Here is a 21,283-nt window from a genome sequence, read left to right on the forward strand (position 1 = left end):
ATAATCCGTCCATCTGCGGCCGTTCGCGTCGCTGGAGGACGTTCATGAAACCGACCGAAGCACCATCCACCGCCGCGCCGAAGCTGTCCGAGTTCCTGTGCTTCGCGATCTACTCGACGAACCTCGCGTTCGGCAAGGCCTACAAGCCGATCCTCGAAGAGCTGGGCCTCACGTACACGCAATACATCACGATCATTGCGCTGTGGGAGCAGGACAACCAGACGGTCGGCCAGCTCGGCGAGAAGCTGTTCCTCGAATCCAATACGCTGACGCCGATCCTGAAGAAGCTCGAGGCAATGGGCTACCTGGAGCGGCATCGCGATCCGTCGGACGAACGCCAGGTGCTCGTCAGCCTGACGAAGAGCGGGCGCCGCGTGCGCGAGAAGGGGCTCGACATGAACCTCGTCGAGGCCACCGGGCTGAAGCCGGACGAATTCGCGAAGATGCAGAAGGCGATCGTCACGCTGCGCGGCAACCTGATCCGCTCGACCGACGAATAAGCCCACGGGCTACCAGCGGCCGGCACGTGCATCGTGCCGGCCGCGTCGTCATGCGTGCCCGTCGCCCAGCACCAGCAGGTGCATCTCGCGGCGCACGACAAAACCCAGTGCGAGATAACGCTCGATCGCGACCCGGTTGGACGTGAGGACGTGCAGGAAAGGCGTTTCCGCGCGCGCGTCGATGGCCGCGATCAACGACCGGATCAGACGTGCCGCCAGCCCTTGCCGCCGGAACGCGGCATCCACGCACACGGCGCTGATCTCGGTATACCCGTCGACCTGCATCCGCTCGCCAGCCATCGCGGCCAGCCTGCCTTCGCTGCGGATGCCGATGTAGCGGCCGAGCTCGAACGTGCGCGGGCCGAACGGGCCGGGCTGCGCGGCCGTGGTCAGCGCGAGCATGTCCGGCACGTCGGCTTCGGCGAGCGTGACGTGGCCCGCTTCAGGTGCCGGGGCGGGCGTCCCTTGCCAGACCATTTGCAACAGGGTCGCGCGCCGGATCGCCGACAAGCCCGCCGGCAATTCGATCTCGTCCGGCATGACGAGTGCCGCCGGTCCGTGTGCGGCGACCAGTGCGCGCAACGCGTCGAACGATGCCGCGCCGGTATCCTCGATCGCGGCAAACGGCGCGATGGCGGCCGGAAACCGCCATGCACGGCCGTCGCCGAGCGCAAAGCGGCGCTGCCTGCCGGTCAGCGCGTTCCACACCACATGGTCGAGCGGGTGCGTACTGCCTGTTGCGCCTGTCGCGTTTCCGGTCGTTGCATCGGACATCGGCTGCTCCTCGATTGAAGGTTTCGGTTGCACAGCATAGACCGGGACCGGAGAGGCAGCGCGCGGCGCAACATCGATCGTGTCACCGGCACGGTGCGGGATGCGCGGCACGTGTTGCCGAAGCCCGGGCTAGCGTTGCCCGCGCGCCGCATCCACCCAGACCGGAAACGACAGGATCACCGCCAGCCCATCCCCTCCGGTACCGGCAATCACCTCGACGAGATGCCGCTTGTCGCGATGCCGGCCGAACAGGCCGTCGCGATCGTTCACTGCGCGTTCGTGCGCCACCTGGCCGCGGATGGCGTGTTCTACCCGTTCACCTACGTGCCGCGCTACCTGGAGGCGATGCACATTCGCGCCATCCGGATCGGCATCGCGTGGATGAACTTTCCGCCCGCCGTCGTGTACCGCTTCGAGCGTCGGGTCGATGCAATCGGCCGTCAATGGACTGATGCACCGCCGCAGCGGGATGCGGTTGCGGAAGCAACGATCCTGCACGGCGTCGATATCACCCGGTTGCGCCATACGCCGTCACTCGATTCGAGCGGCGCCGGGCCATCGGCAGACGTGCGTTCATCATCGTGAACGCGCTTGGGAATGGGGTGTTGTTCGGCCTGCCACGAATGCTGTCTCTTCTTGCATGCGCGCGGGTCGCGAGAACCGGCGGCCGCATCGGTGCCGCGCGCGATCGAATCCCGGGCCGACGCAAGTAACGGATGTACGTCAGCCTGCATCGCCGCTTGCCGCCGAAGGCCGACGAGGAGCGCGTCGTGGTCGCGCGCCCCCGTTCCCCGCACGTCGTACCGCGCCGCCCGGACGGGCGTAACGATTCCGGCGACGCATGCTCAATGGCCGAAGTAGATCGAGCGCTCCGCCATGCGAATCACGCTGCGGTTTCCCGACTGCGTTGCACCGACGGCATCGCCGCCGTAACCGGACGCTTGCGACCCGACCGCGACCGCATCGTTGTCGTGAACCCGGCGCAGCGCGGCCTGCAGATTGTCCGGATAGTTCGGGTCGTTGGGGCGGTTCGGCAGGTAGCCGGCCTTTTGCAGTGCGGCCAGTTCCGCACGCACCTGCGCACGCGACACGGTGCTTTCGCCAGCGTACGTCGGCGCGGCAACGGCGGCCGACACGGCAACAAGAAGGGCGGCGATCAGTGGGGTCTTCATCATTCACCTCGACAAAAAAATGGATTCAGCGGTTGCGCATCGTGCGCCGGCAGCCGGCGCCGTTCGCGGTTTCGTTCAATGACCGAAGTAGATCGAGCGTTCGGCGACGCGTGTCGCGGGCCGGCGGCCCGACTGCGTCGCGGCGACGGTTTCGCTGCCGTAGCCGGATGTCGCCGCATCGGCCATCACGGCGTCGTTCGCGTGAATGCGCGTCAGCGCGGCCTGCAGGTCGACCGGATAGTGCGGATCGTTCGCGCGGCCCGGCTGATAACCGGCCTGTTCCAGCTGGACGAGCTCGGCACGCACCTGCGCGCGGGACACGACGGCTTCATCGGCGAACGCCGGTACGGCGGCGGAGGCGGACACGGCGACGAGAAGGGCGGCGATCAATTGGGTTTCATCATTTACCTCGACAGAACAGGGATGGAAGGGATTCAGGGTTCGCGTTTCGACGGACGGCGCAAGCACGCTCAATGTCCGAAATACACCGAGCGGTCGGCCACGCTGACTGCATGCCGGCGGCCCGATTGCGTGGCCGCATCGACGTTGCCGCCGTAGCCGGACGCCTGATCGTTGCCGGCGACCGCATCGGCCGCCTGGATCCGCGTGAGTGCGGCCTGGAGATCGTCCGGATAGGTTGCGTCGGTCGCGCGATTCAGCGGGTAGCCGGCGTGTTGCAGCTGGGCGAGTTCGGCGCGCACCTGCGCACGCGTCACGGTGGTTTCGCTGGAGAACGCCGGTGCGGCAGCAGAGGCCGAAACAGCGACGAGAAGGGCGGCGATCAGTCGGGTATTCATCATTCACCTCGAAAAAAAGAATAAGAACCGGGCATTCGGTCAGGCGGCGCCGGGCCGCCCGACGCACGTTCAAGCGATACGGATGTCGACGTCGATGTTGCCGCGCGTCGCCTTCGAATACGGGCAGGTCTGGTGCGCGGCATCGACGATGCGCTGCGCGACGTCGCGATCGAGCCCCGGCACGCTCACGTTCAGCCGGGCCTGCAGGAAGTACGCGTTGCCGGCGGTGCCGAGATCCACTTCGGCGTCGACGGCGAGATCGGCCGGCAACGTCACCTTCGCGGCACGCGCCGCGAGCTGCATCGCGCCGATGAAGCAGGCCGACCAGCCCGCCGCGAACAGTTGCTCGGGATTGGTGCCGGTGCCGGCACTGCCCGGCGACGACAACTGGATGTCGAGGCGGCCGTCGGAACTGCGTGCCGCACCGTCGCGGCCGCCGGAAGTCGTATGCGTCTTGCCCGTGTACAGCACTTGTTCGATCTTGCTCATCATTTGCTCCGTCAGTTGAGGTTTGTCTCAGATGCGATTCGATCGCATGCGACGCAGTTTGGTCTTGTCGCCCGCCCACGTCAAGCGCATTCGATTAAATCGGATGCGATATTTTGTATTTCAATGTATCTCGAACGCGCAGCGCCTTCCAGGACAAGGCTTTCCGGCGATCGATCCCTGATAACCGGGGAACACGGAACGACGCCGAAACAGACACGGAAGCGGGGAGTTGCCGGCCTGACTTTCCAGAAAGCGAACAGGCTCCTTGTCATTATTTCGCTTTCTACAACGCAACGTCTCTTCTACCCTTGCCACACCCGATCGCAAGCGGCCCGCCCACGGCCGGCACTTGCACGGATCACGAGCACAATCGAAACGGAGACATTACGTGTCGCGCGTCAGCCCTCTTGCAACGGCCACGGATTCCCGGCCGACCGGAACCCTCGCGAACCTTCGATCCATCTTCAGCGGATCGGTAGGCAACCTCATCGAGTATTACGACTGGTACGTGTATTCCGCGTTTTCGCTGTATTTCGCGAAGGCGTTCTTTCCCAACGGCAACCTGACCGTGCAGTTGCTGAACACGGCGGCCATCTTCGCCGTCGGCTTCGTCATGCGCCCGATCGGCGGCTGGCTCGTCGGCCTGTACGCGGATCGCAACGGACGCAAGGCCGCGCTGCTCGTCTCGGTGCTGGCGATGTGCGTCGGCTCGCTGATCATCGGCCTGACCCCCGGTTATGACACGATCGGCCTTGCCGCGCCGGTGCTCCTGGTCTTCGCGCGACTGCTGCAAGGGCTGAGCCTCGGCGGCGAATACGCGAGTTCGGCAACGTACCTGAGCGAGATGGCCGACAAGTCCCGGCGCGGCTTCTATTCGAGCTTCCTGTTCGCGACCCTGTCGCTCGGCCAGTTGCTCGCGATGGGCGTGCTGGTCGTGCTGCAGCAGTTTTTCCTGACCACCGCGCAACTCGAAAGCTGGGGATGGCGCATCCCGTTCCTGCTCGGATCGCTGCTGGCCTGCAGCGCGATCTTCCTGCGCAGCAACATGCAGGAAACGGCATCGTTCGAGCAGCACCGCCGCAGCAAGCGCCGCCACGCGTCGATCGCCGACCTGTTCCACCACAAACGCGAGTGCCTGATCGTGGCCGGCCTGACGCTCGGCGGCACGGTCGCGTTTTATGCCTATACGACGTACATGCAGAAATTCCTCGTCAACAGCGCGGGGATGAGCAAGGCCGACGCATCGATGGTCTCGGTGATCAGCCTGCTGGCATTCGTCGCGATGCAGCCGATCTTCGGCAGCCTGTCCGATCGCGTCGGGCGTCGCCCGCTGCTGATCGCGTTCGGCGTACTCGGCACGCTCTGCACCGTGCCGATCTTCCAGGCGCTCCGCGGCGTTCAGACAACCGGCGCCGCGCTGGCGCTGATCGTCGCCGCACTGCTGATCGTCAGCCTGTATTCGTCGGTCAGCGCCGTGGCCAAGGCCGAACTGTTTCCGGTCGGCGTGCGCGCACTGGGCGTCGGGTTGCCGTACGCGATCACGGTGTCGCTGTTCGGCGGAACGGCCGAATACGTCGCGCTGTGGATGAAGAGCATCGGACACGAAGCGTGGTTCTTCTACTACGTGTCGGCGTGCGTGCTCGTGTCGCTGCTGTGCTACCTGTGGATGCCCGATCCCAGGCAGGTCTCGCGCATCGACGAAGCGTGACGACGGCACGCTTCTTCGCGATCGCCCGGGCCTGACGCCGGGCGGCAAGCACGGGTTCAGCGGAAGTCCGCGTAATGCCGCACCAGCGACAGCATCGACGGAATCAGCCCGCGCACGTCGCCGCGGCGCCACTGGAACGCATATTGAAGCGGCGCCAGCGGCGGCTCGCTCGTCAGCTGCACGAGATGGCCACCCGGCCGCGCGCGTGCCCAGTCGACCGGCAGGAAGCCGATGCCGACGCCTTCGCCCAGCATGCCGGCCACCGCACTCCAGTTGTTGCACTCGATCCTGCGCGCGTGATTGACGCCGCACGCGAGCAGCCAGTCGTCGAGAATACGTGTCACGCCCGAACCGGACGGCAGCAGCACCAGCGCATGGCTGGCGAGCAGCGCCGGCGTCAGGACGCGCTCGCGGCCGACCAGCGCCTCCGCCGCCATCCACGCGAACCGCGCTTCCGCCACCGGCTGCGACAGCACACTGCTGCGCGACGACCGGCCGGCGATCACCGCGAAATCCAGTTCACCGGCATCGACTTTCTCCTCCAGTGCCGCGCCCACGTCGACATGCGGCTCCAGCGCCAGCTTCGGGTGCTGCTTCTGGACCGCCGCCACGAAGCGGGGCAGCCACGTCAGCGCCGACAGTTCGCCGACGCCGAAGCGCAGCCGGCCGCTCAACCCTTCGTCCCTGGCAACCGATTCCTGCAGCGCGGCGACGGACTCGAGCACCCGCACCACGGCCGGCAGCAGCGCCTCGCCGTCGTCGGTCAGCACGGCCCGATGGCCGCTCCGGTCGAACAGCGTGCGTTCGACGACCTGTTCCAGTTCGTTGATGCGCTTGGACAGCGACGACACCGACAGGTGCAGCCGTTGCGCAGCGGTCGAGAAGTTTGCGCAGGTCGCCGCCCAGTAGAACGCGTCGAGCTGCTTGAGAGTCGGGGTCGCCATTGTCTTTCGCTTTTATCGAACAAATTCATTGGAAGATTATCGCTTTTTAAGCATGCCGCGCGTACCTAAAATTCCGCCATCGATTCGAAAACAGGCTTCAGACATGACTCCTTCCGCCTCATCCGTTCCCGGAACAAGCCGCCCCCTTGCCGATACGCGCACGCCGCACATGCCGCGCGTGCTGCGAAAGATGCTGTGTCTCCACGATTTCGAAGCCGCGGCACGCCGCGCGCTGCCGCGCCCGATCTTCGGCTACGTCAGCGGCGCCGCGGAAGACAACCGCACGCGCGACGACAATCGTGCCGTGTTCGACGAGTACGGGTTTGCGACGCGCGTGCTGCGCAACGTTTCACAGCGGGAGCAGGGCGTCGAGCTGTTCGGACGACGCTACGCGTCGCCTTTCGGCATCGCGCCGATGGGGATCCACGCGCTGTCGGCCTATCGCGGCGATATCGTGCTGGCGCGTGCCGCACAGCGCGCGGGCATCGCGTCGATCATGAGCGGCTCGTCGCTCATTCCACTGGAGGAGGTCGCCGCCGCCGCGCCGGAAACCTGGTTCCAGGCATACCTGCCCGGCGACGCAGGTCGCATCGGCGCGCTGCTCGAACGCGTGGCGCGTGCCGGCTACCGGACGCTCGTGATCACGGTCGACATCCCCGTGTCCGCCAATCGCGAAAACAACGTGCGGACCGGCTTCACCACGCCGCTGCGCCCCGGGCCGCGCCTGTTCTGGGACGGCATCGTGCGCCCGCGCTGGCTCGCCGGCACCTTCGCCCGGACGTTGCTCGCGCACGGCATGCCGCATTTCGAGAACTCCTTTGCCACCCGCGGCGCGCCGATCCTGTCGTCCACGGTGCAGCGGGATTTCTCGGCCCGCGACCATCTCGACTGGGGCCACCTGGAACGGATCCGGCAGGAATGGAAGGGCGAACTGGTGATCAAGGGCATCCTCAGCGTGGACGATGCCGTCATCGCCCGCGACGCCGGCGCCGACGGCATCATCCTGTCGAACCACGGCGGCCGCCAGCTTGACGGCGCGGTCTCGCCGATGCGGATCCTGCCCGACGTGGTTCGGGCGCTGGGCGCGGACTATCCGGTGATGATCGACAGCGGCTTTCGGCGCGGGTCGGACGTGCTGAAGGCGGTCGCGATGGGCGCGCGCATGGTGTTCGTCGGGCGGCCGTTCAATTACGCGGCGGCCGTGGCCGGTGAAGCCGGCGTCATGCACGCGATCGGGCTGCTGCGCGACGAAGTGGACCGGAACATGGCCATGCTGGGCGTCGAACGGTGCAGTGGCCTGACGCCCGACGTGCTGATTCGGAAAGGCGGCGTGCCGGCGTCGCTGACGGCCGTGTAGCGCGGGGGAGGCCGTTTGCGGCCTTGCGGGGCGGCCGAACCGTCACGCCGGATCGATCGCGGCGATCACGACGAGGATCACGGCCGCGTTCGCCGGCAACTGGCGCTGGGAGAACGCCGAGCGCGCGTGTCCCGCCTTGTCGCCGAGCACGGCGGCGAACAGGTCCGACGCGCCGTCGATCACGGCCGGCTGCCCGAAAAAGCCGTCGGCCGAACTGACGTGCCCCTCGACGCGCACGATCTTGCTCAGGCGCTCGAAGCCGCCCAGGTGCCGGCGGATCTGCTCGAGCACGTTCAGCGCCGCGAGCCGGGCGGCATGCTTGCCGTCGTCGACGCTCAACTGTTCGCCGACGCGGCCGGTATACGCGACCTTGCCGTCGACGAGCGGCAGTTGTCCCGACACGAACAACAGATTGCCCGCTTCGCTGACGGCCGTATAGCTGCCGAGCGGGTTCGGCGGTTCGGGTAACGCGAGGCCGAGGTCGGCCAGCTTCTGTTCGACGGTCATGTCATGCTCCTTGCGGGAAAAGGGTCGGGCGATCGGTACTGCCTGCGAGTCACTGCACTGTAGTCACGCGGCCGAAGCCGGTAAATGTCGGTCGCGCAATTGATTCACGACGCGGTGTAACGAATCGCGCCATGCGCGCCCGCTGGTTTCCCGCACGAGATTCATGCACACTCGTCGCGCCATCGCGCGCCATCCGCCGGAGACCGCAGGAACCATGCAACGACAATTCGACGATCTGCTGCTGGGCAGCATCGAGCTGTTCTGTCTTGCCGCCGAACTCGGCAGCTTCACGCTCGCGGCAAACGCGGCGAGCGTCACGCCGGCCGCGGTCAGCCGGTCGGTGGCGCGGCTCGAGGAGCGTCTCGGCGTGCGGCTGTTCGTGCGCACGACTCGTCAGATCCGCCTGACCGATCCCGGCCGCCGCTACTTCGAGCAATGCCGCGACGCGCTGGCGCAACTCGTCGACGCGGAGCGCGAGGCAACCGGCCAGCAGGCCACGCCCGCCGGCCTGCTGCGGATCAGCATGCCGACGCCGTATGGGCACTATCGCGTGCTGCCGCTGCTGCCGGCATTTCGCGAGCGGTATCCGGACGTGCGCGTCGAAACCCACCTGAGCAACCGCAACATCGATTTCGCGGAGGAAGGCTACGATCTGGCGATTCGCGGGCGCGCGCCGGCCGATTCGAACCTGGTCGCGCGCAAGCTGGAGGACGCCGAACTCGTGGTCGTCGCGACGCCCGGCTACCTGAAGCGCGCGGGCCTGCCGGCCGCCATCGACGACCTGCATGCGCACGAATGCATCCAGTTCGAGCTGCCGAGCAGCGGGCGGCCGATTCCCTGGCTGTTCAACGATGGATCGGAGGAAGTCGACGTCGCGACGACCGGCAGCTACGGTACGTCGGGCGACGTCCTCGCCGGTGTGACGCTCGCGCGCGGCGGTGCGGGCCTGTTCCAGACCTACCGCTTCATCGTCGAGCAGGATCTGCGCGCCGGCACGCTCGTGGAAGTGCTGCCCGGCCTCGGCGGCCGGTCGCGGCCCTTCATGCTGCTGTATCCGCATGCGCGCTTCCTGTCGTCGCGCGTGCGCGTGTTCGTCGATTTTCTCGTCGAGCAGCTGGCGCGCGAGCCGGCCAGGCGGCCGGCCGGGACACGCGCCAGGCGGGCCGGCGCGTCGCGATAGGCGCGCCGGCTCGCGGTTTCGACGCCGCGACTCAATGCCCGGCGCTCTGGCCGCCGTCGACGTGCAGGATCTCGCCCGTGACGAACGGTGCCGAGTCCAGGTACAGGATCGCGTCGACGATGTCGCTCATCTCGCCCATGCGGCCGACCGGATGCAGCGACGCAAGCGTCGCATGCGTGTCGGGCGCATGCATCGGCGACTTGATGATGCCGGGCGACACCGCATTCACGCGAATGCCGGCCTTCGCATACTCGATCGCGAGCGACTTCGTCGCCGCATTCAATCCGCCCTTCGTCAGCGATGCGAGCACCGACGGCACGTTGCTGTTCGCATGATCGACCAGGCTCGTCGTGACGCTGACCACGTGGCCGCTGCCGTGTTTCTGCATCGCGGCGATCGCATGCTGCGTGACGTGGAAGAAACCGCTCAGGTTGACGCTCGTGATCTGCGCATAGTCGTCCGCGGTGTACTGCGTGAACGGCTTCGCGATGAACACGCCGGCGTTGTTGACGAGCGTGTCGACGCGGCCGAAGTGCTCGATGGCCGTGTCGACCACGCGCCGCGCGACGGCCGGATCGCCGATGTCACCCGCGACGGTGACGAGATCCGGATCGTTTGACGGGCCGATCGAACGTGACGTCGCGACGACGCGATGGCCGCGAGCCCGGAATGCGTTGACCGTTTCCGCGCCGATGCCTTGCGATGCGCCGGTGACGATGATGACCTTGGATGCGCTCATGATTTGCCTCGATAGGTGATGGGTTCCCGGCTTCAGTGCCGAACGGATCGATGAATCCGATGGGCTCACTGTAGACACGCCGGTCACGATCTCGAACACCCACCATGGCGCAACAGTCTTGCGTCTCGGGAACAAATGCGGCGGAGGGCAGTTGTCGCCCGTTGGCGCGAAGCGCAGTCGTTGACGAACCGGGACCCGCGAAGCTCGCCGGAGACGATGCGCCAATTCGTAAAGGCAGGCGGCCGCCATTCATTCCCGAGGTACTCCGGAAAGCGGACGAAACGACGCGTATCGGCGGCATGCCGACGCACATCCGGCCGTGCCGCGGAAATTGCGCTCCGATCGAAGCGCCGGCCAGGAAATCCGGCATGAAACAGCCCACGTTCCAGCGCCGCCTGCCCAGCGCTTTTCGGTTCATTCCCGCATCATCGAGATAACTTTTCTTATCACAACAACATGATTGAAAATCCAAACTCGCCGTTTCGAAAACGCGTCGGATACTCGAAGTTCGCGCCACGCCCATGCGTCCCGCCATCGCTTCGGGGGCAGGGAAGCGAACGTCCGTCGCACGCGCCGTCAATCCGGCGCATCGATCCACGCCAGCAGCACCGTCAACACGTCGGCCGTCGCGCGCGCGACGTCCTGCGCCGTCGTATCGACGAGCGCATGTGCGCATTCGCGATACAGCGGGTCGCGCATCCGGTACAGCGCGGCGAGGGTTTGCCGCGGGTCGGCCACCTGCAGCAGCGGCCGCCGCGTGTCATCGCGCGTGCGGCGCCACAGCGCATCGGGGTCCGCATGCAGGTAGATCACGCAGCCGCGCTCGCTCAGGCGCGCGCGGCTGCGCGGATTCAGCACCGCGCCCCCGCCGGTCGCCACGACGACGTTCGGGCGCTGCGTCAGTTCGTCGACGATTTGCGTTTCGAGCAGACGAAAGCCGCCTTCGCCGACCCTGTCGAACAGCTCGGCGACCGAGCGGCCGGTGCGCCGCGCGATCTCGTCATCGCTGTCGGCGAACGTCCAGCCGAGCGATGCCGCGAGCGCGCGGCCGAGCGTCGATTTGCCCGCACCCATCATGCCGACCAGGAACGCGCGGTCGGGCAGGGCACGCACGTCGACCGCCGTGGCGACGGCGCTCATAACCGCCGCGCAAGCGGCCAGCCGGCCCGCGTCGCCGCGCAGATCCGCCGCGCGCGTACCGCGTCCGACAACGTGTCGAGCGCCGCGTCGGTGGCTGCATCGTCGGCGTCGAGCAGCGCGCCGAGCACCTGCCCGTCCGGGTCGCCGGCCGCGATGTGCTCGGCCGCATCCGCCGCGATCGTTTGCGGCGTGCGTTCGGGCGCGTCGTCGCGTTCCGGCCGCCGCCACCCGTTGCGCAAGTCGCGCCATCGCACGACCAGGCCGCAGAACAGCCCGCCGCCCGGCACGGCTGCATCGTCGCGCGGCTGCGCCGTGTCGCCGGGTGTCGCGCACTGCGTGACCCAGCTCGCGAATTCGAGCAGCGACGCGTCGTGAGCGAGCGTCGCCGCGTCGAGCGCGACGGTCACGCCGGCATCCCGCAGCCGCCCGAGCAGCGGGCGCACGCCGTCGTGCGCGCCACCGCACGGCTGCAGCAGCACCTCGAGTTCGTCCTCGTGACGGCTGACGAGCGAACGATGCCGCTCGAGCGCGGCCGGCTCGAGCAACGCCTGCGCCGCATGCCGGACGATGACGATCGCACGGTCGTCGCGGCGCTCGACGATCGCACCGATCCGGCGCCGGGCGCGCGCCACCGCGGCGCTCACGTGTCGCTCCCGAAATGGCGCGCGCGCATCACAGCGAACCCTGGAATTCGAGCACGCGCGCCTTGAACTCGTCGGGCACGGCCTGCGTCGTGTTGTTCGCGTAATCGAACATCACGTGCGTCGACATGCCGCGCGCGACGATGGTCTGGTCATCGCGTTCCATCAGGTGTTCGAGATCGAAGCTCTTGCTGCCGAAACGCACGATGCTCGACCGGATCGTCAGGTTGTCGCCGAATTGCGCCGGTGCGAGGTACTCGCACTGCGTCTTCACCATGATGTGCGGCAGCTTCTCGCTCCGCGGCAGGCCGAGGAGATCGAACATGTAGCAGAGATAGGAATGCTGCAGATAGTCGTAATAGACGGGACTGCTCACATGCCCCATCGAATCGGTATCGCGATACTTGACGTGAATCGGCGTTTCGTAATGACGTTTCGACATGGTGATTCTCCGCAATAACTGGGTTGATTTATATATATGAACCTGATTGGCCTGTCAGGAATCTGAAAATTAATTGAACACCTATCGCGACGCCACTATCAGAACGAATAGCAACCCGCTTCGAAAGGCTGAACAATCGGCATCCGCGCGTCATAAAATGCTCCAGAATCCAGAATAAAAAAACGCATTCCCGGCCCGGAGCGCGTCTCGAAATCAGGCAAACCCAACGCCTCAATTTCCGGTCGCCTTGCTTATTTCTTTCATTCATAAGGTTATGAATTAGAAACTGGCAACTATGTTAGTTGCGCACCAAAAGCGCCATTCAATACAGTCGCGCTGTAGTAAAAAATCCCCCGAATTATCGACAGGAGGGCAGTCCCCATGCATGCGAATACCTGGACGACGAACCGTGACGCCGAGCTGCACCTGCCGTCCCCCGCGGATCTGGCCGGCGCGCTGCAGCCTGCGTTGCGCGCGTCGCGCACGGTTCATCTGGCTCGCCACGCGATCGTCGACGTGTTGAACGGCACAGACGACCGTCTCGTGGTCATCGCCGGCCCGTGCTCGGTGCACGACCCGGCCGCGGCGCGCGACTATGCGGCACGGCTCGCGCTGCAACGCGCGCGCTTCGCGGACGAGCTGGAAATCGTGATGCGCGTGTACTTCGAGAAGCCGCGCACGACGGTCGGCTGGAAGGGGCTCATCAACGACCCGCTGCTGGACGGCAGCGAACGGATCGACACGGGGCTGCATACGGCCCGCGCGCTGCTGTGCGACATCAACGGCGCGGAGATGCCGGCGGCGACCGAGTTTCTCGATCCGCTGTCGCCGCGCTACCTGGCCGACCTGGTCGCATGGGGGGCGATCGGCGCCCGCACCGTGGAATCGCAGGTGCATCGCGAGCTGGCGTCGTCGCTGCCGATCCCGATCGGTTTCAAGAACGGCACCGACGGCAATGTCCAGGTGGCCGTCGATGCGATGTGCGCAGCCGCGCGCGCGCATCGCTTCCTGTCGGTCGACACGGGCGGCCGGCTATGCGCGGCGGCCTCGCCCGGCAATCCGCATACGCACGTCGTGCTGCGCGGCGGGCGCGAGCCGAATTTCGATGCAGCCGCGGTGAATGCCGCATGCGAACGCATGGCGGCCGCGCGCTGCGCGCCGCGCGTGATGATCGACGTCAGCCACGGCAACAGCCGCCGCCAGTTCCGCAATCAGCTGGGTGTCGGCACGGCCGTTGCCGCGCAGGTCGCGGCCGGCGATACGCGCATCGTCGGCGTGCTGGTCGAGTCGAACCTGATCGAAGGGCGCCAGGATCTCGTGCCCGGCGTGCCGCTGCGCTACGGGCAGAGCATCACCGACGCGTGCCTCTCGTTCGCCGATACCACGCAGCTCCTCGAGACGCTCGCGCACGCGGTTCGTGCGCGCCGGCGCGGCCATGCGCCGGCGCCGGACGTCGAGTTCGCGCACGAGCCGCTCCTCGCGTGCTGCGCATGAGCGGCCCCGCGCGACGCAGTCAGATTTCTGCTTCGTCGTAGATCCGCGTCGCGTCGCCGGCCCACGCGTCGCGATAGCGGGCAAGCCAGTGCTCGGCCTGGGTCGGCGCACCCGCGACGATCTCGTCGAGCGGCGCGAGATACACGGATTCGTCGCGGCCGGCCGCATCCCTGCGCGCCCGCGCGCGCAGGCCGCGATGCGCGATCGCGAGTGCATCGGCCGCGAACGCGCGCAACGGCCGGCCGTCGACCGACGCGCCGAGCCCGAAACGCGGTACGTCGCGCCGCAGGGTCAGCAGCGTGCCGCGGTCGATCGCGGCGGCCAGCGTCTCGGCCTCCGACAGCGCGGTCGGATCGTACAGCAGGCCGGTCCAGAATGCCGACAGCGCGACCATCATGGCGGGCGAACCCGCATCGGCGCCGCGCATCTCGAGGTAGCGCTTGAGCCGCACTTCGGTGAAGACCGTCGTCAGGTGGTCGGCGAAGTCGCCGAGGGTCGGCGTCTCGCCCTCGAGATGCGGAATGCGGCGTCGCATGAAATCGCGGAACGTCCATCCGGTCGCGTCCGCGTAGCGGTCGCCGCGCCGCACAAAATACATCGGCACGTTGTCGAGCAGCCAGCTCACGTAGCGCTCGAAACCGAAGCTGCGCGACAGGAACAGCGCAGGCGCCCCGCAGCGATCCTCGTCGGTGTCGAGCCATGTGTGTGCGCGCGTCGACAGCAAGCCGGTCGGCCTGCCTTCGGCGAACGGCGAGTTCGCGAACAGCGCGGTCGCAACGGGCTGCAATGCCAGCGACACGCGCATCTTGCGCGCCATGTCGCTTTCCGATGCGAAATCGAGGTTGACCTGCACGGTGCAGGTGCGCTGCATCATGTCGAGCCCGCGCGTCCCGACGCGCGGCATGTAGCGCTGCATGATCCCGTAACGCTGCTTCGGCATCCACGGCAGTGCCGCGCGCGCAAGGTGAGGGTGAAACCCCAGCGGCGCGCAGCGCAGGCCGAGCGGTTCGCATGCGCCGCGCACCGCGGCGAGGTGCGCATGCAGCTCGGCATGCGTATCGTGCAGCGTTTCGAGCGGCGCCCCCGACAGTTCGAGCTGGCCGGCCGGCTCGAGCGAGATCGCGGCGCCGTCGCGCTGGATCACGCCGACGATCCGCCCGGCATCGACGATCGGCGCGCCGTCGCCTTGCAGCCCCGCGAGCACCGCGGCGATGCCCGACGGCCCGTCGTAAGGCGCGGCTGCGTGCGTCGCACGCGCGACGACGAACTTCTCGTGCTCGGTCCCGATCCGGAACTGCACGGCCGGCTTGCAGCCGGCGGCCAGATGATCGGCGAGCTGCTGCTCGGAGACGATCGGCGTGTGGTCCGACCCAACGGCATTCGACATCGACACCCTCCACAAGTCACATTGAGCGACCGACCGGCCGGTCGCACGGCGACTATAGCGACGTCGATGCGGGTGCTGTACTGGCAGGGGTGATAGGGGCAGGGCCGTATCGCGCTACGGCTGCCTGCGCTTCGCGAAGTAATGCGCGGGCGAATCGCCGAACGCGCGGCGGAACATCGCGATGAAGTTGCTCGGCGTCGCATAGCCCAGCGCGTCGGCGATGTTGGCGACGCTGTCGCCGCTCGCGAGACGTTCGAGCGCATGCGTGAGGCGCGCCTGCTGGCGCCATTGCGCGAAGCTCGTGCCGGTTTCGGCGACGAACAGCCGGCTCAGCGTGCGGGCGGACAGCCCGGCCCATTCGGCCCACGCTTCGAGCGTGCGGCTGTCGTGCGGCTGCCCGAGGATCGCGTTGGCGATGCGCAGCAGCCGCCGGTCGCGCGGCATCGGCAGGTGCAGCGGCTCGTGCGGCGCGCGGCGCATCTCGTCGAGCAGCACGACGCTGATGCGAGCCTGCTCGACGTCGAGCCTGTCCTGGTCCGCCCACGACACCGCGCGCCGCACGAGCGCGCGCATCAGCTCGGTGATCGCGATCACGCATGGCTGCCCCGGCATCCGCCGGCTTGCGGCCGGTGCGATCACGACGCTCCAGCCGCTCAACGCGCCGCTGATGCTGACCTTGTGCTGCTCGCCGGGCGGAATCCAGCCCGCGCGATGCGGCGGCAACAGCCATGAACCGTGCGGCGTGCGCACGTGCGCGAAACCGCTTTCCACGCAGAACACCTGCCCGCGCAGATGGCTGTGCCAGTCGACCTCGCGGGTGCCGAGCCGGTACGTGTTGCTGCCGTCGTCCTCCCCCCAGACGGCGATCAGTGACGGGCCGTCCTCGCGTTCGCTCGGATCGGAATCGGCGCGCTGCAGGGTGCGCGGTGGAGAAGTGTCTCGGATGGGCATGGCCGGAATTCATTATTTTTTGTCTAAACAACATTATCAGCTTTGCCCGGGGGCGTCCAACAATGCGTGTCGTGTTCAAACCGATACGAAGCAGAGGAATGCGATGCATGCAGCACTTGCTCCCTGGACACGCGATGCCGGCGCACTGCGCGTCATGTCGCGAATCGCCGCCGCCGCCGCGCTCGTCGTGCTCGGTGCGTGCGCGAGCCGCGACGGGCTCGCACCCGCAGGCACGCTGCGCGGCGCCGATACGCTCGCCGCATCGCGCAGCCTCGCGCATGTGCCCGCCGCCGACTGGCCGGCCGCCGACTGGTGGCGTGCGCTGAACGATGCGCAACTGAGCGCGCTGATCGACGAGGCGCTCGCCGGCAACCCCGATCTCGCGACCGCCGATGCGCGCGCACGCGAAGCGCAGGCGCTGGTGATCGAAGCGCGGGCCGCGCGGCTGCCGCACCTCGACGGCCGCGCGAGCGCAAAGGCCGAGCGGCTGTCCGGTACCCAGTTTTCGTCGGGCGAGGGCGGCGGCTTCTTCAGCCACACGCGCGAGGTCAATCTCGGCCTGAGCTGGGATCTCGATCTGTGGGGCGGGCGCCGTGCCGCGTGGGAGGCCGCGCTCGGCGAAGCGCGGGCCGCGCAAATCGATGCGCAGGCCGCACGCGTGCTGCTGTCGGTCAACGTTGCGCGCGCCTACGTGAATCTCGCGTATGCGTTCGATCAGCAGGACGTCGCGCGGGCCGAATATGCGCGCGCCGACGAAGCGCTCACGCTCACGCGCCAGCGCGTCACGAAAGGCATCGACAACGTCGCGCAACAGCGCCAGGCGGAAAGCGAAGTCGCGGCCGCGACGCGCGAGCAGGCACGCACGGCCCAGGCGATCGACAGTGCGCGCATCGCGCTCGCGATCCTGCTCGGCGCCGGCCCCGACCGCGGCCTCGCGCTCGTGCGGCCCGCGCCGCTGCCGACGGCCGCGCTCGCGGTGCCGGCCGACCTTCCGGCCGCGCTGCTCGGCCGGCGCGCCGACCTCGTCGCCGCGCGCTGGCGGGTCGAGGCGGCCAGCCGCAACGTCGCGGCCGCCCGTGCGGATTTCCTGCCCAACGTCAGTCTCACCGCGCTGATCGGGCTCGCGACGCGCGGGGGCGCATCGCTGTTCCAGGCGGCATCGCGCACCTATAACGCCAGCCCGGCCGTGAGCCTGCCGATCTTCGACGGCGGCGAGCGGCGCGGCGTGCTGCGCAGGCGTGACGCGCAATACGACCTCGCGGTCGCCGGTTACAACAAGACGCTGATCGGTGCGATCGGCGAGGTGGCCGACGATCTGCACCGGCTGGATTCGCTCGCTGTGCAGACCGATGCGCAGCAGCGTGCGTTCGACTCCGCCACCGATGCGTGGCGGCTCGCGGACGCGCGCTACCGGGCCGGCGTCGGCAGCTACCTCGACGCGCTCGTCGTGCGCCAGCAACTGCTGGTCGCGAGCCGCGAGGTCGCCGCGCTGCGCGCGCAGCGCGCGGACCAGTCGCTGCAGCTCGTCGCCGCGCTCGGCGGCGGCTTTCGCGCCGAGCCGGACGACGTCGCGCTCGCCGCCACTCCTTCCCAACGTCCTTGATATCGAACCATGAGCAGCGACAACTCCCTGCAGACTCCCGCGCGGCCGGCCGCCGCCGATTCCGCCAGCGCCCGCCAGCAGCCGGCGGCCGACCACACCGGCGCACCCCGCGCGCCGGGCGGGCCGGGCGGGCCGGACACCCGCACGCCACCGGCACCCGGCGGTGCCGCACCCGCGACGCCGCCGGCACCGCCGGCACGGCGCAAGCATCTGGTGCGCGCGCTCGTCGCCGTGTTCGCGCTCGGCATTCTCGGCTGGGGCATCTGGTACGTGATCGTCGGACGCTGGTATGAATCCACCGACAACGCGTACGCGCAAGGCAACGTCGTCGAGCTGACGCCGCAGGTGACGGGCACCGTCGTGTCGATCGACGCGGACGACGGCAACCTCGTCCGCGCCGGCACGCCGCTCGTACGCCTCGACCCGAGCGACGCGCAGATCGCGCTCGCGACCGCGCAGGCCGATCTCGCGGCAACGGTGCGCAAGGTGCGCGGCCTGTACAGCAACGAACGCGGGCTGGCGAACAGCATCGACGGCGCACGCGCCGAACTCGACTCGCGACGCACCGCGCTCGACAAGGCGAAGGCCGACTACAGCCGCCGCGAGGATCTCGGCCGCTCCGGCGCGATTTCACGCGAGGAACTCGCGCATGCACGCGACACGCTGACCTCCGCGCAAAGCGCGTACGCGGCCGCGCAAAGCGCGCTCGCCACGTTGAGCGAGCAGCACCAGACGAGCAAGGCGCTGATCGACGACACCGCGGTCGCATCGCACCCCGACGTGCAGGCCGCTGCCGAACGGCTGCGCGCCGCGTACCTCGCGCATGCACGCACCGACGTCGTCACGCCCGTCACCGGTTATGTCGCGAAGCGCACGGTGCAGGTCGGGCAGCGCGTGTCGCCCGGCGTACCGCTGCTGGCGGTGGTGCCGCTGCGCGAGCTGTGGGTCGATGCGAACTTCACCGAGAAGCAGCTCGAACACATGCGCATCGGGCAGCCGGTCGAACTGACCGCCGACCTGTACGGCGACGCGGTGCGTTATACCGGCCGCGTGCAAAGCCTCGGCGTCGGCACCGGCAGCGCGTTTTCGCTGCTGCCGGCGCAGAACGCGACCGGCAACTGGATCAAGATCGTGCAGCGGCTGCCGGTGCGCATCGAGCTGACGGAACCGGCCCAGCTCGACGCGCATCCGCTGCGCATCGGCCTGTCGATGCACGCACGCGTCGACCAGCACGACCGCAGCGGCGCGATGCTGTCGCGACGCGAGCAGCGCGCGCCGGTCTTCCGCACCGACGTGTACCGCGACGAGCTGGCCCGCGCCGACAGCCTGATCGCCGACGTCATCCATGCGAACCTGCCGTCGGCAGCGCGCGCGGAGACGGTGCGATGAGCGGCCCGATGGCGGCCGCCGACAGCGGTTTTCGACCATCGAGCGTCGGGCTCACGACCTTCGGCCTCGCGCTCGCGGTGTTCATGCAGGTGCTGGACGGCACCGTCGCCAACGTGTCGCTGCCGACGATCGCCGGCAACTTCGGCGTGAGCACGACGCAGAGCGCGTGGGTCGTCACGACGTTCTCGGTCAGCAATGCGATCGCGCTGCCGCTGACCGGGTTTCTCGTCAAGCGCGTCGGGCAGGTGCGGCTGTTCGTGTGGGCAACGCTCGCGTTCACGTTCGCGTCGCTCCTGTGCGGCCTCGCGCAAAACCTGCCGCAGCTCGTTGCGTTCCGCGCGCTGCAGGGCCTGGTGGCCGGGCCGATGATCCCGACCACGCAGGCGCTGATGCTGTCGATCTACCCGCCGCAGCGGCGCGGTTTCGCGCTGTCGATGATCGCGATGGTCACGGTCGTCGCGCCGATCGCGGGGCCCGTGTTCGGCGGCTGGGTCACCGAGCATTACTCGTGGCGCTGGGCGTTCCTGATCAACCTGCCGATCGGCGTGTTCGCCGCGCTGTGCGTGTTCGCGCAGATGCGCGCACGCGTCGAGACGACCGTTGCCGCGCGCGTCGACTATGTGGGCCTCGCCGCGCTGATCGTCGGCGTCGGCGCGCTGCAGATCGTGCTCGACAAGGGCAACGAAGCCGACTGGTTCAACTCGACGTTCATCGTCGTGATGTCGGTGGTCGCCGCGTTCGGCATCGCGCTGTTCCTGATCTGGGAGCTCAACGAGCCGAACCCGATCGTGAACCTGCGGCTCTTCGCGCATCGCAACTTCGCGGCCGGCACGCTGACGCTCGTGCTCGCGTATTCGGCGTTCTTCGCGGTCAACGTGATCGTGCCGCAGTGGCTGCAGCGCACGCTCGGCTACACCGCGTTCTGGGCCGGGCTCGCCGTCGCGCCGATGGGCGTGATCCCGGTGCTGATGACGCCGTTCATGGGCAAGTACGCGCCGCGCTTCAACATGCGCGTGCTCGTGTGCTGCGCGTTCGCGATCCTCGGCACGTCGTCGTTCCTGCGCGCGGGTTTCGTGCCCGACATCGACTTCACGCACATCGCGCTGATCCAGCTGCTGCAGGGCCTCGGCCTCGCACTGTTCATCATGCCGATCAACAGCATCCTGCTGTCCGACCTGAAGCCGGACGAGATCGCCGCCGGCTCCGGCCTGTCGACGTTCCTGCGCACGCTCGGCGCGAGCTTCGCGGTGTCGATCACGTCGTTCCTGTGGGACCGGCGCGCGATCCTGCACCACGCGCAGCTCAGCGAGCACGTGAGCGCGTTCGACCCCGCCGTGCGCGCCGAAGTCGCGCGGCTCGGCGGCGGCGATCCGCAGCGCGCGGCGACGCTGCTGGGCAACCTGGTCGATGCGCAGGCGTACCAGATCTCGTTCAACGACGTTTCGTTCGCGCTCGGCTGCGTGTATCTCGCCGTGATCGCGGTGGTCTGGCTCGCCCGTCCGCCGTTCGGCCCCGGCGCCGCCGCGAAACGATGAAGCGGGCGCTGCGCGGCCCGTTCCGACCCATGCTGTTCAATTCGATGGAGGTTGACCCGATGCCCACCCACCAAGCTGGTGCCATGCCCCCCGACCTGGCGACGCTCGCCGTGTTCGACGTCGCGGAATTTCCGTTCGTCGTCGTGCGCAACGACGCGATCGCATCCGCCGGCTACGCACAGCGCTGGCTCGACGACATGCACGCGCTGATGCGGCACGGCGAGCCGTTTGTCATGATCTTTCCGCCGGCCCGCCCGGATGAAGCGCACGACGACCGCAAGGAACGCGGCATGTGGCTCAAGCAGAACCGCGCCTCGCTCGCCGCGGTCTGCCGTGCGCTCATCACGATCGAACCGGACCCGGCCGAGCGTGAAGCGGCCATCGCGAACGCATCCGGCATCGAAAAGGCGTTCGGCATTCCGTTCGACGTGACGGCGTCGCTCGACGACGCGAGGCAGGCAGGCCGGCGACGTCTGGCCGAGGCGGTCTAGCGCGGCCCGTTCACGCGCAACGTCTCGAACCGGTTGCGCAAGT

22 protein-coding genes and 1 pseudogene are annotated in these 21,283 nt (G+C 68.0%); 10 read left to right on the plus strand and 13 right to left on the minus strand.

The window, feature by feature from the left end; all coding sequences use genetic code 11:
- The first annotated feature begins 44 nt into the window (after nucleotides 1-44).
- The gene (locus ACTJLD_RS02260) at nucleotides 45-500 is read left to right on the plus strand and encodes a MarR family winged helix-turn-helix transcriptional regulator (protein ID WP_059682567.1); all 456 of its coding nucleotides are present in this window, start codon (nucleotides 45-47) and stop codon (nucleotides 498-500) included.
- Nucleotides 501-548: 48 nt separating this feature from the next.
- Here the strand turns inward: ACTJLD_RS02260 and ACTJLD_RS02265 are convergent, their stop codons facing one another.
- The gene (locus ACTJLD_RS02265) at nucleotides 549-1,274 is read right to left on the minus strand and encodes a GNAT family N-acetyltransferase (protein ID WP_060084900.1); all 726 of its coding nucleotides are present in this window, start codon (nucleotides 1,272-1,274) and stop codon (nucleotides 549-551) included.
- Between the two features lie 222 nt (nucleotides 1,275-1,496).
- On the opposite strand from ACTJLD_RS02265, the pseudogene ACTJLD_RS02270 reads away from it, so the two are divergent.
- Nucleotides 1,497-1,859 (plus strand): annotated as a pseudogene (locus ACTJLD_RS02270) (phospholipid methyltransferase); the annotation flags it as partial.
- A 260-nt stretch (nucleotides 1,860-2,119) separates the two neighbouring features.
- Here ACTJLD_RS02270 and ACTJLD_RS02275 read toward each other — a convergent pair.
- The 4 genes from ACTJLD_RS02275 to ACTJLD_RS02290 all read right to left on the minus strand — a co-directional run bounded on the left by ACTJLD_RS02275 (nucleotide 2,120) and on the right by ACTJLD_RS02290 (nucleotide 3,732).
- Nucleotides 2,120-2,449 (minus strand): DUF4148 domain-containing protein, encoded by a 330-nt coding sequence (locus tag ACTJLD_RS02275; protein ID WP_091925411.1) that lies wholly within the window; start codon nucleotides 2,447-2,449, stop codon nucleotides 2,120-2,122.
- A gap of 72 nt (nucleotides 2,450-2,521) precedes the next feature.
- A complete protein-coding gene (locus tag ACTJLD_RS02280) occupies nucleotides 2,522-2,836 on the minus strand; it encodes a DUF4148 domain-containing protein (RefSeq protein WP_440657881.1) in 315 nt (104 codons plus the stop codon).
- An 80-nt stretch (nucleotides 2,837-2,916) separates the two neighbouring features.
- Nucleotides 2,917-3,243, minus strand: a complete 327-nt coding sequence (locus ACTJLD_RS02285) for a DUF4148 domain-containing protein (protein ID WP_301827086.1) — start codon at nucleotides 3,241-3,243, stop codon at nucleotides 2,917-2,919.
- A gap of 69 nt (nucleotides 3,244-3,312) precedes the next feature.
- Entirely contained in the window at nucleotides 3,313-3,732 is a 420-nt protein-coding gene (locus tag ACTJLD_RS02290; protein WP_027787366.1) for an organic hydroperoxide resistance protein, read from the minus strand.
- 388 nt (nucleotides 3,733-4,120) lie between these two features.
- Here ACTJLD_RS02290 and ACTJLD_RS02295 point away from each other — a divergent pair, with 388 nt between their 5' ends.
- The gene (locus ACTJLD_RS02295; RefSeq protein ID WP_059621064.1) at nucleotides 4,121-5,440 is read left to right on the plus strand and encodes an MFS transporter; all 1,320 of its coding nucleotides are present in this window, start codon (nucleotides 4,121-4,123) and stop codon (nucleotides 5,438-5,440) included.
- 56 nt (nucleotides 5,441-5,496) lie between these two features.
- Here ACTJLD_RS02295 and ACTJLD_RS02300 read toward each other — a convergent pair whose 3' ends face one another.
- The gene (locus tag ACTJLD_RS02300; protein WP_060084902.1) at nucleotides 5,497-6,384 is read right to left on the minus strand and encodes a LysR family transcriptional regulator; all 888 of its coding nucleotides are present in this window, start codon (nucleotides 6,382-6,384) and stop codon (nucleotides 5,497-5,499) included.
- Here ACTJLD_RS02300 and ACTJLD_RS02305 point away from each other — a divergent pair.
- On the plus strand, nucleotides 6,365-7,741 hold the full coding sequence (locus ACTJLD_RS02305) for an alpha-hydroxy acid oxidase (RefSeq protein WP_371142089.1): 1,377 nt from the start codon (nucleotides 6,365-6,367) through the stop codon (nucleotides 7,739-7,741). The genes ACTJLD_RS02300 and ACTJLD_RS02305 overlap by 20 nt on opposite strands.
- Before the next feature lie 42 nt (nucleotides 7,742-7,783).
- On the opposite strand, the gene ACTJLD_RS02310 is transcribed toward ACTJLD_RS02305, so the two are convergent.
- Entirely contained in the window at nucleotides 7,784-8,248 is a 465-nt protein-coding gene (locus ACTJLD_RS02310; RefSeq protein ID WP_440657884.1) for a RidA family protein, read from the minus strand.
- Nucleotides 8,249-8,462: 214 nt separating this feature from the next.
- On the opposite strand from ACTJLD_RS02310, the gene ACTJLD_RS02315 reads away from it, so the two are divergent.
- Complete coding sequence (locus ACTJLD_RS02315) at nucleotides 8,463-9,428, plus strand: LysR family transcriptional regulator (RefSeq protein WP_060357921.1); 966 nt, start codon at nucleotides 8,463-8,465, stop codon at nucleotides 9,426-9,428.
- A 31-nt stretch (nucleotides 9,429-9,459) separates the two neighbouring features.
- On the opposite strand, the gene ACTJLD_RS02320 is transcribed toward ACTJLD_RS02315, so the two are convergent.
- The 4 genes from ACTJLD_RS02320 to ACTJLD_RS02335 form a co-directional block, all read right to left on the minus strand.
- Nucleotides 9,460-10,167 (minus strand): SDR family NAD(P)-dependent oxidoreductase, encoded by a 708-nt coding sequence (locus ACTJLD_RS02320; protein ID WP_119337037.1) that lies wholly within the window; start codon nucleotides 10,165-10,167, stop codon nucleotides 9,460-9,462.
- 576 nt (nucleotides 10,168-10,743) lie between these two features.
- Nucleotides 10,744-11,307 carry a shikimate kinase gene (locus ACTJLD_RS02325; protein WP_440657886.1) on the minus strand — a complete coding sequence of 188 codons (564 nt, stop codon included), beginning with the start codon at nucleotides 11,305-11,307 and terminating at the stop codon, nucleotides 10,744-10,746.
- Complete coding sequence (locus ACTJLD_RS02330) at nucleotides 11,304-11,951, minus strand: hypothetical protein (protein ID WP_060196356.1); 648 nt, start codon at nucleotides 11,949-11,951, stop codon at nucleotides 11,304-11,306. Before ACTJLD_RS02330 ends, ACTJLD_RS02325 begins: the two co-directional genes overlap by 4 nt.
- Before the next feature lie 28 nt (nucleotides 11,952-11,979).
- A complete protein-coding gene (locus ACTJLD_RS02335) occupies nucleotides 11,980-12,390 on the minus strand; it encodes an acyl-CoA thioesterase (RefSeq protein WP_021159585.1) in 411 nt (136 codons plus the stop codon).
- A gap of 381 nt (nucleotides 12,391-12,771) precedes the next feature.
- Here ACTJLD_RS02335 and ACTJLD_RS02340 point away from each other — a divergent pair, with 381 nt between their 5' ends.
- The gene (locus tag ACTJLD_RS02340; RefSeq protein ID WP_063803055.1) at nucleotides 12,772-13,884 is read left to right on the plus strand and encodes a 3-deoxy-7-phosphoheptulonate synthase; all 1,113 of its coding nucleotides are present in this window, start codon (nucleotides 12,772-12,774) and stop codon (nucleotides 13,882-13,884) included.
- Between the two features lie 19 nt (nucleotides 13,885-13,903).
- On the opposite strand, the gene ACTJLD_RS02345 is transcribed toward ACTJLD_RS02340, so the two are convergent.
- Nucleotides 13,904-15,271 (minus strand): glutamate--cysteine ligase, encoded by a 1,368-nt coding sequence (locus ACTJLD_RS02345; protein WP_027787357.1) that lies wholly within the window; start codon nucleotides 15,269-15,271, stop codon nucleotides 13,904-13,906.
- Between the two features lie 114 nt (nucleotides 15,272-15,385).
- Entirely contained in the window at nucleotides 15,386-16,222 is an 837-nt protein-coding gene (locus ACTJLD_RS02350; protein WP_060317777.1) for an AraC family transcriptional regulator, read from the minus strand.
- A gap of 154 nt (nucleotides 16,223-16,376) precedes the next feature.
- On the opposite strand from ACTJLD_RS02350, the gene ACTJLD_RS02355 reads away from it, so the two are divergent.
- The 4 genes from ACTJLD_RS02355 to ACTJLD_RS02370 are packed head-to-tail and all read left to right on the plus strand — an operon-like array spanning nucleotide 16,377 to nucleotide 21,240.
- Nucleotides 16,377-17,825, plus strand: coding sequence for an efflux transporter outer membrane subunit (locus ACTJLD_RS02355; RefSeq protein WP_226129736.1), 1,449 nt, complete (start codon nucleotides 16,377-16,379; stop codon nucleotides 17,823-17,825).
- Between the two features lie 9 nt (nucleotides 17,826-17,834).
- Nucleotides 17,835-19,214 carry an HlyD family secretion protein gene (locus tag ACTJLD_RS02360; protein ID WP_440657889.1) on the plus strand — a complete coding sequence of 460 codons (1,380 nt, stop codon included), beginning with the start codon at nucleotides 17,835-17,837 and terminating at the stop codon, nucleotides 19,212-19,214.
- Complete coding sequence (locus ACTJLD_RS02365; RefSeq protein WP_021160973.1) at nucleotides 19,211-20,749, plus strand: DHA2 family efflux MFS transporter permease subunit; 1,539 nt, start codon at nucleotides 19,211-19,213, stop codon at nucleotides 20,747-20,749. Before ACTJLD_RS02360 ends, ACTJLD_RS02365 begins: the two co-directional genes overlap by 4 nt.
- Complete coding sequence (locus tag ACTJLD_RS02370; RefSeq protein WP_334067127.1) at nucleotides 20,746-21,240, plus strand: hypothetical protein; 495 nt, start codon at nucleotides 20,746-20,748, stop codon at nucleotides 21,238-21,240. Before ACTJLD_RS02365 ends, ACTJLD_RS02370 begins: the two co-directional genes overlap by 4 nt.
- The last annotated feature ends 43 nt before the right edge of the window (nucleotides 21,241-21,283 follow it).

Origin of the sequence: Burkholderia sp. 22088 (assembly GCF_052045915.1) — a bacterium.
Classification (GTDB): domain Bacteria; phylum Pseudomonadota; class Gammaproteobacteria; order Burkholderiales; family Burkholderiaceae; genus Burkholderia; species Burkholderia cepacia.

What these genes read in the sequence shown, in the direction of transcription:
- ACTJLD_RS02315 (WP_060357921.1), top strand. Translation starts at nt 8,463, where the DNA reads ATGCAACGACAATTCGACGATCTGCTGCTGGGCAGCATCGAGCTGTTC.
- ACTJLD_RS02275 (WP_091925411.1), bottom strand. Translation starts at nt 2,449, where the DNA reads ATGATGAAGACCCCACTGATCGCCGCCCTTCTTGTTGCCGTGTCGGCC.
- ACTJLD_RS02350 (WP_060317777.1), bottom strand. Translation starts at nt 16,222, where the DNA reads ATGCCCATCCGAGACACTTCTCCACCGCGCACCCTGCAGCGCGCCGAT.
- ACTJLD_RS02320 (WP_119337037.1), bottom strand. Translation starts at nt 10,167, where the DNA reads ATGAGCGCATCCAAGGTCATCATCGTCACCGGCGCATCGCAAGGCATC.
- ACTJLD_RS02260 (WP_059682567.1), top strand. Translation starts at nt 45, where the DNA reads ATGAAACCGACCGAAGCACCATCCACCGCCGCGCCGAAGCTGTCCGAG.
- ACTJLD_RS02290 (WP_027787366.1), bottom strand. Translation starts at nt 3,732, where the DNA reads ATGAGCAAGATCGAACAAGTGCTGTACACGGGCAAGACGCATACGACT.
- ACTJLD_RS02370 (WP_334067127.1), top strand. Translation starts at nt 20,746, where the DNA reads ATGAAGCGGGCGCTGCGCGGCCCGTTCCGACCCATGCTGTTCAATTCG.
- ACTJLD_RS02365 (WP_021160973.1), top strand. Translation starts at nt 19,211, where the DNA reads ATGAGCGGCCCGATGGCGGCCGCCGACAGCGGTTTTCGACCATCGAGC.
- ACTJLD_RS02335 (WP_021159585.1), bottom strand. Translation starts at nt 12,390, where the DNA reads ATGTCGAAACGTCATTACGAAACGCCGATTCACGTCAAGTATCGCGAT.
- ACTJLD_RS02325 (WP_440657886.1), bottom strand. Translation starts at nt 11,307, where the DNA reads ATGAGCGCCGTCGCCACGGCGGTCGACGTGCGTGCCCTGCCCGACCGC.
- ACTJLD_RS02360 (WP_440657889.1), top strand. Translation starts at nt 17,835, where the DNA reads ATGAGCAGCGACAACTCCCTGCAGACTCCCGCGCGGCCGGCCGCCGCC.
- ACTJLD_RS02340 (WP_063803055.1), top strand. Translation starts at nt 12,772, where the DNA reads ATGCATGCGAATACCTGGACGACGAACCGTGACGCCGAGCTGCACCTG.
- ACTJLD_RS02285 (WP_301827086.1), bottom strand. Translation starts at nt 3,243, where the DNA reads ATGAATACCCGACTGATCGCCGCCCTTCTCGTCGCTGTTTCGGCCTCT.
- ACTJLD_RS02355 (WP_226129736.1), top strand. Translation starts at nt 16,377, where the DNA reads ATGTCGCGAATCGCCGCCGCCGCCGCGCTCGTCGTGCTCGGTGCGTGC.
- ACTJLD_RS02345 (WP_027787357.1), bottom strand. Translation starts at nt 15,271, where the DNA reads ATGTCGAATGCCGTTGGGTCGGACCACACGCCGATCGTCTCCGAGCAG.
- ACTJLD_RS02265 (WP_060084900.1), bottom strand. Translation starts at nt 1,274, where the DNA reads ATGTCCGATGCAACGACCGGAAACGCGACAGGCGCAACAGGCAGTACG.
- ACTJLD_RS02310 (WP_440657884.1), bottom strand. Translation starts at nt 8,248, where the DNA reads ATGACCGTCGAACAGAAGCTGGCCGACCTCGGCCTCGCGTTACCCGAA.
- ACTJLD_RS02300 (WP_060084902.1), bottom strand. Translation starts at nt 6,384, where the DNA reads ATGGCGACCCCGACTCTCAAGCAGCTCGACGCGTTCTACTGGGCGGCG.